This window comes from Variovorax sp. BGA-UO-ETr-C22, assembly GCF_059567965.1.
Genome location: NZ_JCAQPA010000011.1, coordinates 1,407,904 through 1,425,714, shown reverse-complemented (window position 1 = coordinate 1,425,714; position 17,811 = coordinate 1,407,904). Strand labels below are relative to the sequence as shown.

17 protein-coding genes and 1 riboswitch are annotated in these 17,811 nt (G+C 70.5%); of the genes, 12 read left to right on the top strand and 5 right to left on the bottom strand.

Features of this window, described 5'->3' with window-relative positions; genetic code table 11:
• Nucleotides 1–7: 7 nt before the first annotated feature.
• Complete coding sequence (locus AC57B8_RS26740; protein ID WP_496481256.1) at nucleotides 8–1,012, bottom strand: carbon-nitrogen hydrolase family protein; 1,005 nt, start codon at nucleotides 1,010–1,012, stop codon at nucleotides 8–10.
• Nucleotides 1,013–1,191: 179 nt separating this feature from the next.
• On the opposite strand from AC57B8_RS26740, the gene AC57B8_RS26735 reads away from it, so the two are divergent.
• Nucleotides 1,192–2,157 carry an AraC-like ligand-binding domain-containing protein gene (locus AC57B8_RS26735; RefSeq protein ID WP_496481255.1) on the top strand — a complete coding sequence of 322 codons (966 nt, stop codon included), beginning with the start codon at nucleotides 1,192–1,194 and terminating at the stop codon, nucleotides 2,155–2,157.
• A gap of 45 nt (nucleotides 2,158–2,202) precedes the next feature.
• Here the strand turns inward: AC57B8_RS26735 and AC57B8_RS26730 are convergent, their stop codons facing one another.
• The 4 genes from AC57B8_RS26730 to AC57B8_RS26715 form a co-directional block, all read right to left on the bottom strand.
• On the bottom strand, nucleotides 2,203–2,628 hold the full coding sequence (locus AC57B8_RS26730) for a universal stress protein (protein WP_062480532.1): 426 nt from the start codon (nucleotides 2,626–2,628) through the stop codon (nucleotides 2,203–2,205).
• Between the two features lie 73 nt (nucleotides 2,629–2,701).
• On the bottom strand, nucleotides 2,702–3,529 hold the full coding sequence (locus AC57B8_RS26725) for a sulfite exporter TauE/SafE family protein (RefSeq protein WP_062480530.1): 828 nt from the start codon (nucleotides 3,527–3,529) through the stop codon (nucleotides 2,702–2,704).
• Between the two features lie 292 nt (nucleotides 3,530–3,821).
• The gene (locus AC57B8_RS26720; protein WP_139703757.1) at nucleotides 3,822–4,172 is read right to left on the bottom strand and encodes a cell division protein ZapA; all 351 of its coding nucleotides are present in this window, start codon (nucleotides 4,170–4,172) and stop codon (nucleotides 3,822–3,824) included.
• Nucleotides 4,169–4,396, bottom strand: coding sequence for a hypothetical protein (locus AC57B8_RS26715; protein WP_056581479.1), 228 nt, complete (start codon nucleotides 4,394–4,396; stop codon nucleotides 4,169–4,171). The genes AC57B8_RS26720 and AC57B8_RS26715 overlap by 4 nt, the downstream gene beginning before the upstream one ends.
• 132 nt (nucleotides 4,397–4,528) lie before the next feature.
• Nucleotides 4,529–4,769, top strand: a riboswitch (cobalamin riboswitch).
• Nucleotides 4,770–4,841: 72 nt separating this feature from the next.
• On the opposite strand from AC57B8_RS26715, the gene AC57B8_RS26710 reads away from it, so the two are divergent.
• The 11 genes from AC57B8_RS26710 to cobN all read left to right on the top strand — a co-directional run bounded on the left by AC57B8_RS26710 (nucleotide 4,842) and on the right by cobN (nucleotide 17,807).
• Nucleotides 4,842–6,794, top strand: a complete 1,953-nt coding sequence (locus AC57B8_RS26710) for a TonB-dependent receptor domain-containing protein (protein WP_496481254.1) — start codon at nucleotides 4,842–4,844, stop codon at nucleotides 6,792–6,794.
• Nucleotides 6,779–8,176 (top strand): cobyrinic acid a,c-diamide synthase CobB, encoded by a 1,398-nt coding sequence (locus tag AC57B8_RS26705; RefSeq protein ID WP_496481253.1) that lies wholly within the window; start codon nucleotides 6,779–6,781, stop codon nucleotides 8,174–8,176. The genes AC57B8_RS26710 and AC57B8_RS26705 overlap by 16 nt, the downstream gene beginning before the upstream one ends.
• The gene (locus AC57B8_RS26700; RefSeq protein WP_159271953.1) at nucleotides 8,163–8,744 is read left to right on the top strand and encodes a bifunctional adenosylcobinamide kinase/adenosylcobinamide-phosphate guanylyltransferase; all 582 of its coding nucleotides are present in this window, start codon (nucleotides 8,163–8,165) and stop codon (nucleotides 8,742–8,744) included. Before AC57B8_RS26705 ends, AC57B8_RS26700 begins: the two co-directional genes overlap by 14 nt.
• Before the next feature lie 11 nt (nucleotides 8,745–8,755).
• On the top strand, nucleotides 8,756–9,622 hold the full coding sequence (locus AC57B8_RS26695; protein ID WP_496482244.1) for an ABC transporter substrate-binding protein: 867 nt from the start codon (nucleotides 8,756–8,758) through the stop codon (nucleotides 9,620–9,622).
• A gap of 5 nt (nucleotides 9,623–9,627) precedes the next feature.
• A complete protein-coding gene (locus tag AC57B8_RS26690) occupies nucleotides 9,628–10,638 on the top strand; it encodes a FecCD family ABC transporter permease (protein WP_369647212.1) in 1,011 nt (336 codons plus the stop codon).
• Nucleotides 10,635–11,417 carry an ABC transporter ATP-binding protein gene (locus AC57B8_RS26685; RefSeq protein ID WP_496481252.1) on the top strand — a complete coding sequence of 261 codons (783 nt, stop codon included), beginning with the start codon at nucleotides 10,635–10,637 and terminating at the stop codon, nucleotides 11,415–11,417. Before AC57B8_RS26690 ends, AC57B8_RS26685 begins: the two co-directional genes overlap by 4 nt.
• A gap of 307 nt (nucleotides 11,418–11,724) precedes the next feature.
• Nucleotides 11,725–12,294 carry a cob(I)yrinic acid a,c-diamide adenosyltransferase gene (cobO, locus tag AC57B8_RS26680; protein WP_062479880.1) on the top strand — a complete coding sequence of 190 codons (570 nt, stop codon included), beginning with the start codon at nucleotides 11,725–11,727 and terminating at the stop codon, nucleotides 12,292–12,294.
• Nucleotides 12,295–12,299: 5 nt separating this feature from the next.
• Entirely contained in the window at nucleotides 12,300–12,998 is a 699-nt protein-coding gene (gene bluB / locus AC57B8_RS26675) for a 5,6-dimethylbenzimidazole synthase (RefSeq protein ID WP_496481251.1), read from the top strand.
• Nucleotides 12,998–13,471 (top strand): MotA/TolQ/ExbB proton channel family protein, encoded by a 474-nt coding sequence (locus tag AC57B8_RS26670; protein ID WP_159271949.1) that lies wholly within the window; start codon nucleotides 12,998–13,000, stop codon nucleotides 13,469–13,471. The genes bluB and AC57B8_RS26670 overlap by 1 nt, the downstream gene beginning before the upstream one ends.
• Complete coding sequence (locus tag AC57B8_RS26665) at nucleotides 13,468–13,821, top strand: DUF2149 domain-containing protein (RefSeq protein WP_099796761.1); 354 nt, start codon at nucleotides 13,468–13,470, stop codon at nucleotides 13,819–13,821. The genes AC57B8_RS26670 and AC57B8_RS26665 overlap by 4 nt, the downstream gene beginning before the upstream one ends.
• Nucleotides 13,818–17,807: a cobaltochelatase subunit CobN gene (gene cobN / locus AC57B8_RS26660; RefSeq protein ID WP_496481250.1), complete on the top strand. Its 3,990-nt coding sequence runs from the start codon at nucleotides 13,818–13,820 to the stop codon at nucleotides 17,805–17,807. The genes AC57B8_RS26665 and cobN overlap by 4 nt, the downstream gene beginning before the upstream one ends.
• The last annotated feature ends 4 nt before the right edge of the window (nucleotides 17,808–17,811 follow it).

Here is a 17,811-nt window from a genome sequence, read left to right as displayed (position 1 = left end):
GGTCGGCTCAGGCCACGACCGGCTCGGGCACGCTGCCCTCGGGCTCCGGCGTGAGCTGCACCACCACGGGCGTGCGCCGCGTCTTGTTCAGCAGCAGCTGCGTGACGTCGGGCCGCGAATAGTGGCCGCTCGGGTCGGCCGCCGCCTTGGCGAGCGCGATCATGCCGAGGTCGATGTCGGCGACCACCAGGCCTTCGGCGTCTTCGGCCAGCGGCGTGCCCAGTGGCGAACCGTCCGGGCCGTAGATGCGCGCATGGCCGCCGCCGACGCCCAGCATCTGCCGCTTGCCGTCGTCGGTGCACATCAGCTCGCTCATCGCCTTCGATACCGTGGCGCAGGGCGCGATGACGAAGCAGCCGCCCTCGACCGCATACACCTGGCTCGCGGCGTTGTTGACCTCATGGCCCAGCGCGTACGCCGCGCCGCGGTAGAGCGAAAAGCTCGGCCATGCACCGCAGTGGATCTGCTCGTTCTGCGCATACATCGCGTACTTGCTCAGCGGCTGCAGGTGCTCCCAGCAGCACAGCGAGCCGATGTTGCCCAGCGGCGTCTGGACCACGTGCAGGTCGGCGCCGTCGCCTTCGCCGAACACGGTGCGTTCCACGTGCGTGGGCTTGAGCTTGCGGCGCGTCTGCACGGTGCGGCCCTGGTCGTCGATCAGCGCCTGCGCGATGTACAGGCTGCCCGCCGCTTTTTCGCTGTAGCCGAGCGAGAGCCAGATCCTGTGCTGGCGCGCCGCAGCCTGCAGGCGCTCGAACTCCGGCGAGCCGATGACCAGCGAGTTGTCGTGGTAGCGCTGCACGAACTGCATGCCCCAGGCCGGGGAATCGAGCCAGACCCACCACGGGTAGCCCGGCACCCAGGTCTCGGGAAAGGCGATGAGCTGCACGCCCTGTTTCGCGGCCTGCGCCATGAGGTCGATGGTCTTGTCGATGGTGGCGTCGAGGTCGAGGAACACGGGCGCGGCCTGCACGGCGGCGACGCGGAGCTTGGGGTGGATGGTGGTCGGCATGGGGTGTTCTCCGGGGGGCAATGAACGTAACGAAATCCCCACTGTGCGCACCGGGTTTGCGCGGTGGCATGCGGGTTGCATGAAGCGTAAATTCGCGCCGCCGGAACGCCTTGACCCGGATTGGCGGCGTTCTTGTTCCAGCGTTGCATGTGCCTTGCGAAGGCCTTCCGAGGACCCCGATGACCCCCTTGCTCAGCACCGATGCCGTCCCGCGCGACCAGCGGCTCGCGTACTGGACCGACATGATCTGCAACGTCTACGTGCAGCTCGAGTGCGACGCGGTGCGCACCGGCGACGGCGGCGATTTCGAGGGCAGCATCCGCCAGCACGCGCTGCCCGGCCTCGGCATGTCGGTCGTGACCTCGCGGGCGCAGAAGGTGATGCGCACCCCGGGCCACATCGCGGCGTCGAGCGACGACTGTTTTCTCGTGAGCATCCAGGCGCGCGGGCAGGGCGTGGTGCGCCAGGACGGGCGCGACGCCGTGCTCGGCGCCGGCGACTTCGCGCTGTACGACAGCACGCGGCCTTACCAGCTGCTGTTCGACCAGCCCTTCGAGCAGATCGTGCTCAAGCTGCCCGGCGAGCGGCTGCGCAGCGAACTGCGCGACACCGAAGCGCTCACAGCCACCACGGTGTCGGGGCGCGAGGGCGCGGGGCACCTGCTGCTGGGCATGATCCGCACGCTGCGCGAGGACTTCGACGCGCTGCAGCCGGCCTCGGCGCTGGCGGTGGCTCATGGCGTGCAGAACATCTTGGTGGCCGGCTTGCAGACGCTGCCTGCAGCGCACGCACCGGCGCTCAGCAAGCTCACGGCGTACCACCTCGCGCGCGTGAAGCAGCGCATCGACGAGCAGCTGGCCGATCCGACGCTGGCGGTGGGCACGCTGGCGGCGCAGCTGGGCATGTCGGTGAGCCACATCCACCGCGTGTTCAAGAGCGAGCCGCTGACGCCCTCGCAGTACATCTGGGAGCGCCGGCTCGACGCATGCAGCCGCGACCTGCTGGAGCCGCGCCTGGCAGGGCGGCCCGTGGGAGAGATCGCGTACGGGAGGGGGTTCAACGACGCGGCGCACTTCAGCCGCGCGTTTCGCGAGCGCTTCGGATGTTCGCCGCGCGAATGGCGGCAGCAGCGCTCGCCGCAATGACCGCGGCCACGGCGCAGCGGCCGTCGCCGGGGTGACCAGGCCTTCTTACTGGACCAGCAGCACCGAGATGTCGGTCTCGGCCACGACCTTGGTCGCGACCGAGCCCATCAGCGCGCGGCCCAGGATGCCGTGGCCGTGCGTGCCGAGCACGATCAGCTCGGCCTTCGATTCGGTGGCCGACTTGAGGATTTCCTCGGCCGCGTGGCCGTGGCGCGCGTCGGCGGTGAAGTTGGCCACGCCTTTCTCGGCGAACCAGGCCTTCACCGGGTCGAGCACCTTGGCGTTTTCCTCGGCGTAGTACTCGGTGACGATTTCCTTGCTCAGGTGGCGCGCCACGTGGCCGGAGATGCCGGTGCAGACATTGACCACCACCAGCTCATGGCCGTCCACGAACATGGCGCGGTTGGCGAGCAGGTAATTGAGGGCCTTTTGCGTATAGGCGCTACCGTCGACTGCAATGAGGATTTTCATGGCTTTCCTTCTACGACTGTGAACAAGTGCCGCATAGGATGGCACAGGAAAGCCACGGGGTGTTTGATATGCCTCAGCCCCGCAGGCCCTTCCAGAGCATGTAGGCGGCCAGCAGGTACAGGATGCTCGCGAACACGCGCTTGAGCTTCTTCACCGGCAGGCTGTGTGCGGCCCTGGCGCCCAGCGGGGCGGTGAACACGCTGCAGGCCGCGATCACCACGAGCGCGGGCAGCCAGATGTAGCCGAAGGCGCCGGCCGGCAGGCCCTGCACCGACTGGCCGCTGAGCACATAGCCCAGCACGTTGGCCACCGCAATGGGAAAGCCCAGCGCCGCACTGGTCGCCACCGCGTTGTGGATCGCCACGTTGCACCAGGTCATGAACGGCACGCTGATGAAGCCGCCGCCCGCGCCCACCAGGCCCGAGATGAAGCCGATGGTGCCGCCCGCCGCGAGCTGGCCGCCGGTGCCCGGCATCTGGCGCGTGGGCTTGGGCTTCTTGTCGAGGAACATCTGCGTGGCCGAGAAGCCCACGAACAGCGCGAAGAAGATGGCCAGCGCCGTGCCCTTGAGCAGCGCGAACACGCCCAGGCTGCCCGCGAGGCTGCCGATGACGATGCCGGGGGCCAGGCGCTGCACGATGTCCCAGCGCACCGCGCCGCGCTTGTGGTGCGCGCGCACGCTGGACACCGACGTGAAGATGATCGTCGCCATCGAGGTCGCGATCGCCATCTTCACCGCCAGGTCGGCCGGCACGCCGCGCTGGCCCATGATGATCGTGATGAACGGCACCATCAGCATGCCGCCGCCGATGCCCAGGAGGCCGGCGAGGAAGCCGGTGCCCAGGCCGAGCGCGGCGAGTTCGGCGATCAGGAGCGGGTCGAGCAGGGCAGCGAGGTTCACGGGAGGATGGGGAAAGAACGAGCGGCTGAAAAAGCAACGGCCCCATGCGGTGAAGCAGGGGGCCGTGGCAGGAAAAGGTGTCTGCAGATGGTGTGCCGGACCCGCATCCTGAACCAGGGTTCAGGTGGGCGAGGGCAGCAGGACTTCGGGTTCATCTGACGCGAGATGATCACGCCCGTCAAGCGATGTACCAAGCCCGGCTCCGGAGAGCATTGGAACAAGGAAATATTAAGCCCGACACGTCTGCAGACAAAACGGATTTTACGCCCCGGATGTGCCGGGCCGCGTGCCTTCAGAGCAAATGTCCATCGCCCGCCAGGGCCTGATCGAGTCTTTGAATGAGCTGGGCGGCCTGCGGGTCGGTGTCACCGGAGGTTTCGTCGGTGCTCGTTGCAGGTGCAACGGCAGGGGCCGGTGCGGCGGCAGCAGCGGCAGAACTGGCCTGTTGGGCCGCGAGATCGAAAGCCAGGTTCAGCGAGGCGAGCACGGCGATGCGGTCGCGGGCCTTCACCTTGCCTGCGTCGCGGATCTTGCACATGGCCGCGTCCACGCGGTCGACGGCCTCGCGCAGTTGCGCTTCGCCGCCGTCGGGACAGCCGAGCAAGTAGCTCTGGCCCATGATCTGTACTTCAATCTGCTTCATGCGTGATGGGAATCTTCGGAAGGGGGTTCGGCCGGCAGTCGTTCGAGCAGGGCATCGAGGCGGGTGCGGGCCGCGGCGAGCCGCGACTTCAGGCCGTCGCGTTCACGCGTGAGCGCATCGACCTGTTCCTGCAGCAGCGCGTTGGTGCGCTGCACCTCTTCGTGACGCACGAGCAGGCGTTCCACACGCTCGGCGATCTGGTCGATGGGGCTGGAGGCGGGCATGGTTGGCGATTGTAGTTTCCCGGGAATTCGGAACATCCGGCACACCGCGCGGGGCGCGCACCGGACGTGGCCGAGATTCTGGGGCCTGCGCCGTCCGTGATCAAACCCGGTGTGGCGTGGCCGCCCCGTGGGCCTAAAATCCTGCCCGTTGGTGCTCGCGGCGTGGTTCGCACGGCGCAGTTCAACGGGAAGCAGGAGTGGACGCCCCCCGGGGCCGAAGCCGCCTGCGCTGCCCCCGCAACGGTCAAGCAGACGACGCCGCAACGCGTCACCCCTTTCCATCCAGCCACTGGGCGCCCTGAAACAGGTGCCTGGGAAGGCGGCAAAGGGTCGATCTGCCAGCCCGGATACCGGCCAACAAGGCGGCTGCCGCATCGGCAGCCATGACGCCCATGGCGCCGGCGGGGAAGCCGGCCAGGGCATAGAAGTTCGTTCGGTTCACCCCATGATTTCCTGTGTTTCCCTCTCCAGCGGCCGCGCCAGCGTGCGCCGCAACCGTCCCGCGTGCCTGCCGCTGACGCTCGCCCTGGCCTCGGCCTTCGGCGGCCTGGCCCTGGTGCCGCTGGCCGCGCAGGCGCAAGCCGCCGCAACAGCATCTGCCACGCTCGACGAGACCGTCGTCACCGCCAACCGCACGCCGCAGGCGCTGTCGGACCTGGTGGGCGATGTCTCCATCATCGACCGCAAGACCATCGAGCGCAGCGGCGCCACCGGCGTGGCCGACGTGCTGGCGCGCCTGCCCGGCATGGAGATCTCGCGCAGCGGCGGCGTGGGCAACGCCACCAGCGTGTTCATCCGCGGCGCCGAATCGCGCTTCACCGCGGTCTACCTCGATGGCGTGCGCATCGATTCGCAATCGACCGGCGGCGCCGGCTGGGAAGGCATTCCGCTCGCGCAGATCGACCGCATCGAAGTGCTGCGCGGCCCGGCCGCCGCGGTGTACGGCTCGGACGCCGTGGGCGGCGTGATCCAGCTCTTCACGAAGCGCGGCGAGGAGGGCGTGTCGCCCTACGCCGGCATCGGTTTCGGCAGCCACGGCCTGCGCCGGATCGAAGGCGGCGTGAGCGGAAAGTCGGGCCTGCTCGACTACTCGTTCGGCGTGGCGCATGAGGAAAGCAAGGGCTTCAACATCCAGCCCATCGCCAAGCGCACGCCCTCGAAAGACGGCTTCACCAACCCCGACCGCGACGGCTACCGCAGCACCTCGGGCAACCTGAAGCTGGGTTTCCAGATCACGCCCGACCAGCGCATCGACGCCACCTTGCTCACCAGCAACACCGAAGCGGCCTACGACCCGTCGGTGAGCTTTCGCACCAAGCCGCCGATCACCTTCCGCGACGACGTGTCGACCAACGAACTGCGCACCGCCGGGCTGACCTGGTCGGCGAAGTGGAACGACATCTACAGCACCCGCCTGCAGGTGACCGATTCGCAGACCGTCTACAAGACCCAGCCCTCGTTCTATCGCACCGAAACCCGTCTGCGCGGCTACCTGTTCCAGAACGAATTCCGCTTCGGCGCGCACCTGGTGACCGCCACGCTCGAGCGCCGCGAAGACGCGCTCGAAAACGCGCCCACCACCTCGGCCAAGCTGTTCTCGCGCGACCGCTCGCAGAACGCCGCCGCACTGGGCTACGGCTACGTGCAGGGCCCGCATTCGCTGCAGCTGCACGTGCGCCATGACGACGACAGCGAGTTCGGCGGCAAGACCACCGGCAGCGCCGCCTACGGCTACGCGATCACGCCGAGCCTGCGCGCCACCGTGTCGGCCGGCACCGCATTCCGCGCGCCCACGCTGTACCAGCGCTTCAGCGAGTACGGCCTGGCGAGCCTGCAACCCGAATCGAGCCGCAACGTCGAGCTGGGCCTGCAGTACACGGCCGGCGCCACGCAGGCCGGCATCGTGCTGTACCGCAACCGGGTGCAGAACCTCATCGTGTTCGACGGCAGCGCCAAGGGTTGCCAGTCGTCGTTCGGCTGCTACGCCAGCACGGCGCGTGCGCGCTACCAGGGCGTGACGCTCACGGGCGGCCACCGCATCGGCGACGTCACGCTGCGCGCCTCGCTCGACTACCAGGACCCGCGCGACCTCGCCACCGACCACCTGCTGGCACGCCGTGCCCGGGCCCACGGCACGCTGGGCGCCGACTGGCGCATCGCCGGCTGGACGCTGGGCGCCGAGCTCCAAAGCTCGGGCAAGCGCTACGACGACGCGGCCAACACCGTCAAGCTCGGCGGCTACACGCTGCTCAACCTGTCGGCCAGCAAGCAGATCATGCGCGACCTGAACCTGGTGGCGCGCGTGGACAATGTGGGCGACAAGGACTACCAGTTCGCACGGCTCTACGCCACCGGGGGCCGCACCGCGTACGTCGGACTCAAGTGGACTCCGCAGTAAACACCCGTCGCTCCTCGCCCGGCGCAGCCGTCACCTGCGCCGCGGTGCTCGTGGCCGCGCCGGCCTCGGGGCAGGGCAAGACCACGGTCGCGGCCGCGCTCGCGCGGCTGCACGTGCGCCAGGGCCGCCGTGTGCGGGCCTTCAAGTGCGGTCCCGACTTCCTCGATCCCCACTGGCTCGCGCTGGCCACCGGCGCGCCGGTGCATTCGCTCGACCTGTGGATGACCGGCGAGGCCGACTGCCGCGCGCGCCTGCATGCCGCCGCGAGCGAGGCCGACCTGGTGATCGTCGAAGGCGTGATGGGCCTGTTCGACGGCACGCCCAGCGCGGCCGAGCTGGCCGAGCGCCTGGGCCTGCCGGTGCTGGCCGTGATCGACGCGCAGGCCATGACCGGCACCTTCGGCGCGCTGGCCTACGGCCTGCAGAACTTCCGCCCGGGCCTGCCCTGGGCCGGCGTGCTGGCCAACCGCGTGGCCGGCGAGCGCCACGCCGACATGCTGAAGGACGCCTTGCGCGAACCCGGCGACTGGCTCGGTGCCTTGCCGCGCAGCGCCGATTTCGCACTGCCCGAACGCCACCTGGGGCTGGTCGGCGCCGCCGAACTCGGCGATGCGATGGTGCGGCTCGACGCCGCGGCCGATGTGCTCGCCGCCACGCCGCTGGGGCAGCGCTCGCCCGGGCAGCTGCCGCAGGTGCGCTTCGAGCACGCGCCGACGGCGCCCGTCGCGCCGCTGCTGGCCGGACGCACCGTCGCCATCGCGCGCGACACGGCGTTCTCGTTCATCTACCCGGCCAACCTCGAGGTGCTCGAGGCCCTCGGCGCGCGGCTTGCGTTCTTCTCGCCGCTGGCCGACGAGCCGCTGCCGCCCTGCGACGCCGCCTGGCTGCCCGGCGGCTACCCCGAACTGCACGCGGCCGTGCTGTCGGCCAGCGACCGGCTGCGGCTCTCGCTCGCCAACCACGTCACGGCCGGCAAGCCGATCTGGGCCGAGTGCGGCGGCATGATGGCGCTGTTCGACGAACTCGCCACGCGCGACGACGCCGAGCCGACCGACGTGCACCGCCTCTGGGGCGTGCTGCCGGGGCGGGCGGTCATGCAGAAGCGGCTGGCCGGCCTCGGCCCGCAGCAGCTCGACCTGGGCGCGCATGCCCTGCGCGGCCACACCTTCCACTACTCGCGCTGCGAGACGCCGCTCGCGCCCGCCGCGCGCACCGTCGGCACGCGCGGCGGCGAGGCGCTGTACGTGCACGGCCCCGTGCGTGCGAGCTACTTCCATGCGTGGTTCGCGTCCAGCCCGGAAGCGACCGCGCGGCTCTTCAGCGCCATGCCCCTCGAACTCGACAGCCACGCCGCACAGGCGCCCCCCGATGCCCCTCACTGAGCACGAATTCATCCTCGGCGGCCAGAAAAGCGGCAAGTCGCGCCGCGCCGAACAGCGCGCGGCCGACTGGCTGGCGTCCGGGCCCGCATCGCGCCGCGCGGTGCTGATCGCCACCGCGCAGGCCCACGACGACGAGATGCGCGAGCGCATCGCGCGCCACCAGGCCGACCGCGCCGAGCGCGTGCCCGGTCTGCAGACCCTCGAGGAGCCGATCGAGCTGGGGCGCGCCATCGTCACGCAGAGCGCGCCCGACACGCTCGTGGTGGTCGACTGCCTCACGCTGTGGCTCACCAACCTGCTGATGCCGCTGCGCACCGAAGGCGCCGCGGTGGTCACACGCACGCCCTCGGCGCACGCCACGCTGCTGCTCATCGCGCTGCGCGAGGCGCGCGGGCCGGTGGTGCTGGTCGGCAACGAGATCGGCCTGGGCGTGATCCCGCTGGGCCGCGAGACCCGCGCTTTCGTCGACGTGCTCGGCCGGCTGAACCAGGACGTGGCGGCCGCGTGCCACCGCGCGACGCTGATGGTCGCCGGCCTGCCGCTGACGCTGAAGGCGCCTGGCGCATGAGCTTCGATCGCATGAAGACCTGGCTGCGCGCGTCGTTGCTCGGGCTCGCCCTGGTAGTGGGCGCGCAGGCGGCGCAGGCCGTCGACGTGGTGGATGAACGCGGCGTCACCGTGCACCTGGCGCAGCCGCCGCAGCGCATCGTCTCGCTGCTGCCGTCGCTGACCGAAGGCGTCTGCGCACTCGGCGCCTGCGACCGCCTGATCGGCGTCGACCGTTATTCCAATTCGCCCGCTCAGGTGCGCGCGCTGCCGCAGCTCGGCGGCGGGATCGACCCGAACGTCGAAGCCATCGTCGCGCTCAAGCCCGACGTGGTGCTGCTCGCCAAGTCGTCGCGTGTCACGCAGCGGCTCGAAGCGCTGGGCCTGAAGGTGATCGTGCTCGAACCCAAGAGCCACGCCGACGTGCGCCGCGTGCTGGGCGCGCTCGACCAGGTGCTCGGCACGCACGAGGCGTCCGCCGTGTGGCGCGCCATCGACGCGGCCGTGTCGGCCGCGGCGCAGTCGCTGCCCGCCAGCGCCAAGGGCCTGCGCGTGTACTTCGAGGTCAACACCGGCCCTTACGCGGCAGGCGACTCGTCCTTCATCGGCGAGACGCTCGCGCGGCTGGGCGTGAAGAACATCGTGCCGGCGTCGCTCGGCCCCTTTCCCAAGCTCAACCCCGAGTTCGTGGTGCGTGCGAACCCCGACCTCATCATGGTCAGCGTGCGCAGCGCGATGGGTCTGGAGCAGCGACCTGGCTGGGGCGGCATCCGCGCGGTGCGCGAAGGCCGCGTGTGCCGCTTCGACGCCGAGCAGACCGACGTGGTCGTGCGCCCCGGCCCGCGCATGGACGAGGCCGCGCGCCTGATGGCGCAGTGCCTGGCGGACAAGGGGCGGTGAGCGGCATGCATTCCGCCCATCTGCGTCGCGTGTTGCTGCTCGGTGCCGGCTTGCTCGTGTTGGGCGCGGCGCTGCTGCTCTTCGGCCTAGGCATCGGCAGCACCGGTTTCCAGAGCCTGCTGTCCGCGCGGCACGACCCGGTGGCGCTGCAGATCGTGTGGGACATCCGCCTGCCGCGCACCCTCGGTGCATGGCTGGCGGGCGCGCTGCTCGGGCTTGCGGGCGCGGTGGCGCAGGGCCTGTTCCGCAACCCGCTGGCCGACCCGTACCTGCTGGGCAGCGCCTCGGGCGCGTCGCTCGCCGTGGCGCTGGCGCTGATGCTGTTCGGCGGCTCCGTCACCAGCACGCAATGGGTGATGCGCCTGGGGCTCACCGGCGCGGCTTTTGTCGGTGCCGTGGCCGCGGTGCTGCTGACGCTCACGCTGGCGCGTGGCGTGCAGCAGACCCTGCGGTTGCTGCTGGCGGGCGTGATCGTCGGCGTGGTGCTGGGCGCCGCCAAGGACCTCATCACCATCGCCTCGGCCGACATTCTTCAGGCGTTGCAGGGCTTCGTCCTCGGCAGCACCGGCCTGGTCGGCTGGGCCGCCTGCGCCGTGATGGCGGCGGTCGGCGCGGCCTGCCTGCTGCTGGCCTGGGCGCTCGCGCCGGTGCTCGACGGCTTGGCGCTGGGCGAGGCCACGGCGCGCAGCCTGGGCCTGCCGCTGGGCGCCATGCGCGCCGCGCTGGTGGCGGTGCTGGCGCTGGCGACCGGCGCCGCCGTCGCGCAGACCGGCCTCATTGCTTTCGTCGGCCTGGCCGCGCCGCACCTGGTGCGCTCGGTGGTCAAGACCACGCACGCGCGGCTGATCGTGCTGTCGGCGTTGATGGGCGGGCTGCTGCTGATGGCGGCCGACCTGCTGGCGCGCTGGCTGATTGCACCGCAGGAGCTGCCAGTGGGCGTGCTCACGGCCGTGCTCGGCGGCAGCTACCTGCTGTGGCTGATGCACCGGCGCGGCGCGAAGGGAGGCGGCATATGAGTCGCACCTCATCCGCCGCACTCGAAGCGCGCAGCCTCAGCGCCACGCTCGGGTCGGTCGAGGTGCTGCACAGCATCGACCTGTCGCTCGCGGCCGGCCGCTGGACCAGCATCGTCGGGCCGAACGGCGCCGGCAAATCGACGTTGTTGAAAGCGTTGGCAGGGTTGCTCGCACATCGCGGCGAAGTGCGGCTCTTCGGCGAGGCGCAGGCGGCCGTGCCGGCCCGCGTGCGCGCACGGCGTCTGTCGTGGCTGGGCCAGAGCGGCACGGGCGAGGGCAGTGCCGACGACCTGATGGTCTACGACGTCGCCATGCTGGGGCGGCTGCCGCACCAGCGCTGGCTCGCGGCACCCAGCGAAGCCGATCGCGATGCCGTCGAACGCGCACTGCGCAGCACCCAGGCCTGGGACTGGCGCGACCGTCCGCTGGGGCAGCTGTCGGGCGGCGAACGCCAGCGCGTGCTGCTGGCGCGTGCGCTGGCGGTCGAGGCCGAACTGTTGCTGATGGACGAGCCGCTGGCCAACCTCGATCCGCCGCATCAGGCTGACTGGATGCAGACGGCACGCGAACTGGTCGCGCAAGGCCGCACTGTGGTCAGCGTGCTGCACGAGCTGCCGATGGCGCTGGCTGCGGACGAATTGGTGGTGATGAATCGGGGGCGGGTGACGCATCACGGTGCTTGCTCCGACCCTGAGACTCACCAGGCGCTGGAGCAGGTGTTCGACCATCGCATTCGCGTGCATCGCGTGGCGGACCAATGGATCGCGTTGCCGTTATGAAGCCTCGCGCATCAAGTCATTCGGGGCGCGCTCCCGCCGACGGGGCACCTTGCTCCGCGAATGTCCCCCGGCCTGCGGCCTCCTCCTTGATTTCGCTGCGCAAGGCACCCCATCGACGTGAGCGTGATCCAGTGCGGTTGTTGATCGACCCGCACAACGACCGCGCTCGGTGTGCGCAGGACGCTGGGTGCTTCCCGCAGCGAAATCAAGGAGGAGGGCGAAGCCCGGGGGACATTCGCGGAGGGAAGTACCCGGTGGCCTGTGCACACGCCCTGAACCACAAGAACACCCAAGAACGGAACCCCTCATGCAAATAGAAACCCCTCCCAGCGAAAAGCCCTACGAAAAGCCCGAAGGCGAACGCCGCGGCATCGTCATCGTCAACACCGGCGACGGCAAGGGCAAGAGCACGGCAGCCTTCGGCCTCGCCCTGCGCGCACACGGCCGCGGCAAGGCCGTGAAGATCTACCAGTTCATGAAGGTGCCTTCGGCGCGCTTCGGCGAGCACCGCATGTTCGAGCAGATCGGCATTCCCATCGAAGGCCTGGGCGACGGCTTCAGCTGGAAGAGTCAGGATCTCGAGCGCTCGGGCCAGCTCGCGCGCGACGGTTGGGAAAAGGCCAAGGCCGCGATCCTGTCGGGCGACTTCTTCCTCGTGGTGCTCGACGAGATCACCTACCCGCTGATCTACGGCTGGCTGCCACTCGAAGGCGTGCTCGAGACCTTGCGCGCGCGCCCCAAGCACGTGCACGTCGCTCTCACCGGCCGCCGCTGCCCGCCCGAGATCATCGAGCTGGCCGACACCGTCACCGAGATGCAGATGGTCAAGCACGCGTTCAAGGCCGGCATCCCGGCGCAGCGCGGCATCGAGGACTGAACCCGATGGTGGCGCATGCGTTCGCGGCCGACGAGGCGAAGGCGGTGTACCGCGCCATCCACGAGCGGCGCGACATGCGCCACTTTGCGGGCGGCGAGGTGGCGCCCGAGGTGCTGCGCCGCCTGCTCGACGCCGCGCACCATGCGCCCAGCGTCGGCTTCATGCAGCCGTGGCGCTTCATCCGCGTGCGCGGCGAAGGGTTGCGCCGGCAGCTGCATGAGGTGGTCGAGCGCGAACGCGTGCTCACCGCCCGCGCGCTCGGCCAGCGCGAAGATGAGTTCATGCGCCTCAAGGTGCAGGGCGTGCTCGACGCGGCCGAGCTGCTGGTGGTGACGCTGGCCGACGGTCGCGAGCCACATGTGTTCGGCCGCCGCACCTTGCCGCAGATGGACCTGGCCTCAGCCTCCTGCGCCATCCAGAACCTCTGGCTCGCGGCGCGCGCCGAAGGGCTGGGCATGGGCTGGGTGTCGCTCTTCGATCCCGTCGAGCTGGGCGTGCTGCTCGGCCTGCCCGAAGGCGCGGAGCCGATCGCCTTGCTGTGCCTGGGCCCGGTGCATGCGTTCTACGAAGAACCGATGCTGCAACGCGAGCGCTGGGCCCGGCGCGCGCCGCTGGCCTCGTTGGTGTTCGACGAAAGCTGGGGCCGGCCGTCGGACCTGTTCGATCCTTCTTCCACTTCATCTTCTTGCGTGGAGCCCACCTGATGCTGGCCTTCGACACCGTTCTCTTCGAGCTCGCGCGCCTGTTCCTCTGGCCCGTGACGCTCGGCGTGCTGCTGTCTTTCGTCTATGCGGTGTACTGCCTCGGCGCCTTCGGCATCGAGTGGTGGCAGCGCCGACGCGACCCGTCGCGCGCGCTGGTGCTGCAGCCTCACGCGCAAGCCAGCCAGGAGCAGATGGAATTGGTCGTGCTCAAGCAGCTCGAAGGCGTGCGCCTGTGCAGCCGCGTGGCGCCGATGCTGGGGCTGATCGCCACCATGATCCCCATGGGCCCGGCGCTCGTGGCCGTGGCCTCGGGCGAATCGCAGGGCGTGGCGCAGAGCCTGGCGCCCGCGTTCGCGGCCGTGATCGTGGCGCTGGCCTCGGCCTCGATCACCTTCGTGGTCTACACGGTGCGCCGCCGCTGGCTCATGCGCGAGTTGGTGATGCTGCTCGACGCGCGGGACCGGCTGTCATGAGCCGGCGCCAGTTCTCCATCCTGAGCAGCCTGGACAGCGACGATGACGACCCAGTGCTCTCGACCATCAACCTGATCGACGTCTTCATGGTCGTCATCGGCATGCTGATGATCGCGGTCATCAACAACCCGGTGAATCCGTTCTCGCAGGACAAGGTGACGGTCATTCGCCACGAGGGTCAGCCCGACATGGAGATCATCACGCGCGAAGGCCAGAAGGTCACACGCTTCAAGGCCAGCGGCGCAACGGGGCAGGGCGACGGCGAAAAGGCGGGCACCGCCTGGCGCCTGAAGGACGGCACGATGATCTACGTGCCGGCGGACGCGGTGCCGGCGTCGGGCGGGAAGTGACGCGGCTTTTCGTCTTCTGGCTCGGGCTCCTGTGCCTGATGGCGCAGCCTGCGGTGGCGGCCGGGTCGCGTGTGGTGGTGCTGAGCACGGCGCTGGTGTCGCCTGCGCGCGCGGTACGGCTGCAAGCGGCGGCGCGTGAAGCTGGCGTACCGCTGCAGGTGGTGTCGGCTGCGCAGGACACGCCCGAGGCGTTGGCTACCGCACTCGATGGCGCGCGCCTGCTGGTCATCGATGCGCCGCACCTCAGCGTCGCCCAGTCGGCGGCGGCGCGCTTCGGCGATGTCATCGCGCGAACCTCCGTTCCCTATGTGCAGATCGGTGAATTCGCGCTCGTGGCGAAAGGCCAGAAGCCAGCCGAGGTGCCGCCGCTCGCGGCCGAGCGCGGCGTCGATACGGTCTGGGCGCAGCGCCTGCGCGCCTACTGGCGTTTCCCGGGCGAAGCGAACCTGAAGGCCTCGGTGCAGGCGATGGCACGCGTCGGAGATGCCGCCGGGCTGCCCGACCCCGTGCCGTTGCCGCTCGCGGGCTTCTATCACCCTGACTGGCCGCGCGTCGAAAGCAGCATCGCGGCCGTGGAGGCATTGCCGGGCGGGCAGGGCACCGTCGCCATCGCCGTCAACAGCGCCACGCTCACCAGCGACGACACCGGCTGGCTCGACGGCCTGATCGGCACGCTCGCGCAGCGCGGCCTGCGCGCCTACGCCTTCTACGGCCCACGCCAGCAGAAGGACCTGTTCTTCCGCATGACGCACGCCGGCGAGGGCGAGCGTCGCGTCGCCGACCTCCTCGTCAACGCCGCGCTGGTGTTCAGCCCGAACGAACGCAAGGCCGAACTCGAACGCATCGGCGTGCCCGTGCTGCAGACGCTGCCCTCGCTGGCCATGGACGCGGCGCAGTGGGCGCGCAGCAAGGACGGCCTCGCGCAGACCGACATCGCGGCCTACTACAGCCCGAGCGAACTCGCGGGCATGACCGACCCGATGCTCGTCACCGCGCGCGACGCCGCCACCGGCAGCCTGCAGCCGCTGCCCGCGCAGATCGACGCCGTGGCCGACAAGGCCGCTGCGCTGCTGCGCCTGCGGCGCACGCCCGCCGCCGAGCGCCGCGTGGCGATGCTGGTCTACAACTACCCGCCGGGCGAGGCGAACTTCGGCGCGTCGTTCCTCAACGTGCCGCGCAGCGTCGACCGGATGCTGTCCGCGATGCAGGCGGCCGGCTATCGCACCGAGGCGCCGGGCGCAGACAAAGTCATCGCGCAGGTGCAGGCCACGATGAAGGCCTACTACCCGACCGCGCAGGGCGGCGACGCGCTGCAGCCGCTGCTCGACCAGGGCCTGGCCGACACGCTGCCGCTGTCGCAGTACCTCGCCTGGTTCCGCGCGTTGCCCGCCGACACGCAACGCCGCATCGAAGCCTACTGGGGCCCGCCCGAGGCCTCGGCCATGTTGCGGCCTGTGGCCGGCGCACCGGCCTTCGTGGTGCCGCGCGTGCAGTTCGGCCAGGTGGTCGTGCTGCGCCAGCCGCCGCGCTTCGAGCCCGGCACGCAGGTGGCCGACAAGGCGCAGCAGGTGTACCACCGCGCGGCCGTGCCGCTGAGCCACGGCTACCTCGCGACTTATCTCTGGCTGCGCAGCCGCTTCGGCGCCGATGCGCTGGTGCATGTGGGCACGCACGGCACGGTCGAGTGGTCGGCGGGCAAGGAGCGCGGGCTCTCGGTACAGGACGATCCGCTGCTCGCGCTCGGCGACGTGCCCAACGTCTACCCGTACATCATGGACAACCTCGGCGAGGCGACCACCGCCAAGCGCCGCGGCCGCGCGACCATGGTGAGCCATTCGACGCCGATGTTTGCGCCTGCGGGCTTCCGACCCGGCGTGCGGGACATGCACGAGCGCCTGCACGACTGGGAAACGCTGTCGCCCGGCGCGGTGAAGACCGCGCTGGAGCGGCGCCTGACGGCCGACTTCGTCGCGCAGCACTACGACCGCGACTTGCAATGGACACCCGCGCGCATCCGCGCCGATTTCACCGGCTTCATTGCCGTGCTGCACCCGTACCTCGACGAGCTGGCGCAGACCGCGCAGCCGCTGGGCTTGGCCACCTTCGGCGAGGCGCCCGATGCGCAGCGGCGGCGCCAGACGATCCTGCAGATCCTCGGCAAGCCCGTGGCGCAGGCGATGGGCGAAGACCTCGACGAGATGTTTCTCACCGACGCGCAGGGCATCGCGGCCTCGAAGCCGGCGCGCTGGCTGGAGGCCGTGCTGGCGGGCAACGACACGGCCGACGCTGAACCGCTGCGCACCCTGGCCGCACGGGCCCGCGCGCTCGACGCCGTGCTGGCCCACAACGAGGAAATCGAAGGCCTGCTCACCGCACTCGATGGCCGTTACCTGAAATCGCGCTACGGCGGCGACCCGGTGCGCGACCCCGACAGCCTGCCGACCGGCCGCAACCTCTACGGCTTCGACCCCAGCCGCGTGCCCACGCGCGCCGCCTGGGACACCGGCGTCGCCGCGATGGACGACTGGATCGCCGCGCATGCCCGCACCCACGGCGGCCGTGCGCCGCAGAAGATCGCCTTCACGCTCTGGGCCGGCGAGGCCTCGCGCCACCAGGGCGTGACCGAGAGCCAGGCCTTCCACGCGCTGGGCGTGAAGCCGCGCTGGGACGAGGCGGGGCGCATGGTCGGCATCGAGATCGTGCCGGCCGCGGTGCTGAAGCGGCCGCGCATGGACGTGCTGGTCAGCGTCACCGGTTCGTACCGCGACCAGTTCCCGCACGTGATGCGCTGGCTCGACGAGGCTGTGCAGCAGGTGGCCGCGCTCGACGAGCCCGGCAACGCCGTCGCGCAGCACAGCGAGGCGATGGCGCGCACGATGCGTGCCGGGGGCGCGACGGCGACCGAGGCGCGGCGCTGGTCGACCGCGCGCGTGTTCTCGAACGAGCAGGGCAGCTACGGCGCCGGGCTCGAGGAAGCGGTGCTCGCCACCGAACTCTGGAAGGGCCAGCAGCGCGGCGGCGGCGACGCGCAGATGGCCGGGCTCTACATGGACCGCATGGGCCATGCCTACGGGCGCGGCCTCGACGGCGCCACGCGCCCGGGCGCATTCGCGGGCAACCTCGCGCAGGTCGATGCGGCGCTGATGGCGCGCACCTCCAACCTGTATGGCGTGCTGACCAACGACGACCCGTTCCAGTACCTGGGCGGCATCGCGCTGGCCGTGCGCCATCTCACGGGCAAGGACCCGGCGCTGTACGTGCAGAACCTGCGCGACGGCGCGGCCGTGCGCACCGACACCGCCGCCGGCGCCATCGCACGCGAGATGCAGACGCGCTACCTGCACCCGCAATGGATCGAGGCGCAGAAGGCCGAGGGCTACAGCGGCGCGCTGCAGGTGCTCAAGACCGCGCAGTTCCTCTGGGGCTGGCAGGCGACCGCGCCCGCCGCCGTGCGCGCGGACCACTGGCAGTCGCTGCACGAGGTGTATGTGCGCGACACCTACAAGCTCGGCACGCGCCAGTGGCTGGAACGCGAGAACCGTGCCGCCTTCGCGCAGACGCTGGAACGCATGCTCGATGCCGTGCGGTTGAACTACTGGAAGCCCGATGCCGCGACGCGGCGCGAACTGGCGCAGGCCTACACGGAGGCGGTGCGCGCCACGGGGCTGCGGGAGCGGAACGAGGCGGTGCAGCGGTTTGCGCAGGCTGCGTTGGTGGCGTCGCCTGTCACTGCCCCTGCACCGGTCGTCGCCGCACCCGCCATCACGCCCGTCGAAGCGACCCAGCCCGTACCCGAATCGCCCGCCGCAGCGGACTTCGCGCAACCGGTGGCCGGCCTGCAACTGAAGCCCGTCGCCGACACCCCATCGCCCCCGCCGCCGTCCGCCGTGCTGCCGCGCCTGCTCGCCGCATTCGGCGCCGCCTTGTTGCTGGCCATCGGCGCGCTGGTGCAATGGCGGCGCGGCCGGGCCGTGCCCGCCGCCTGATTCA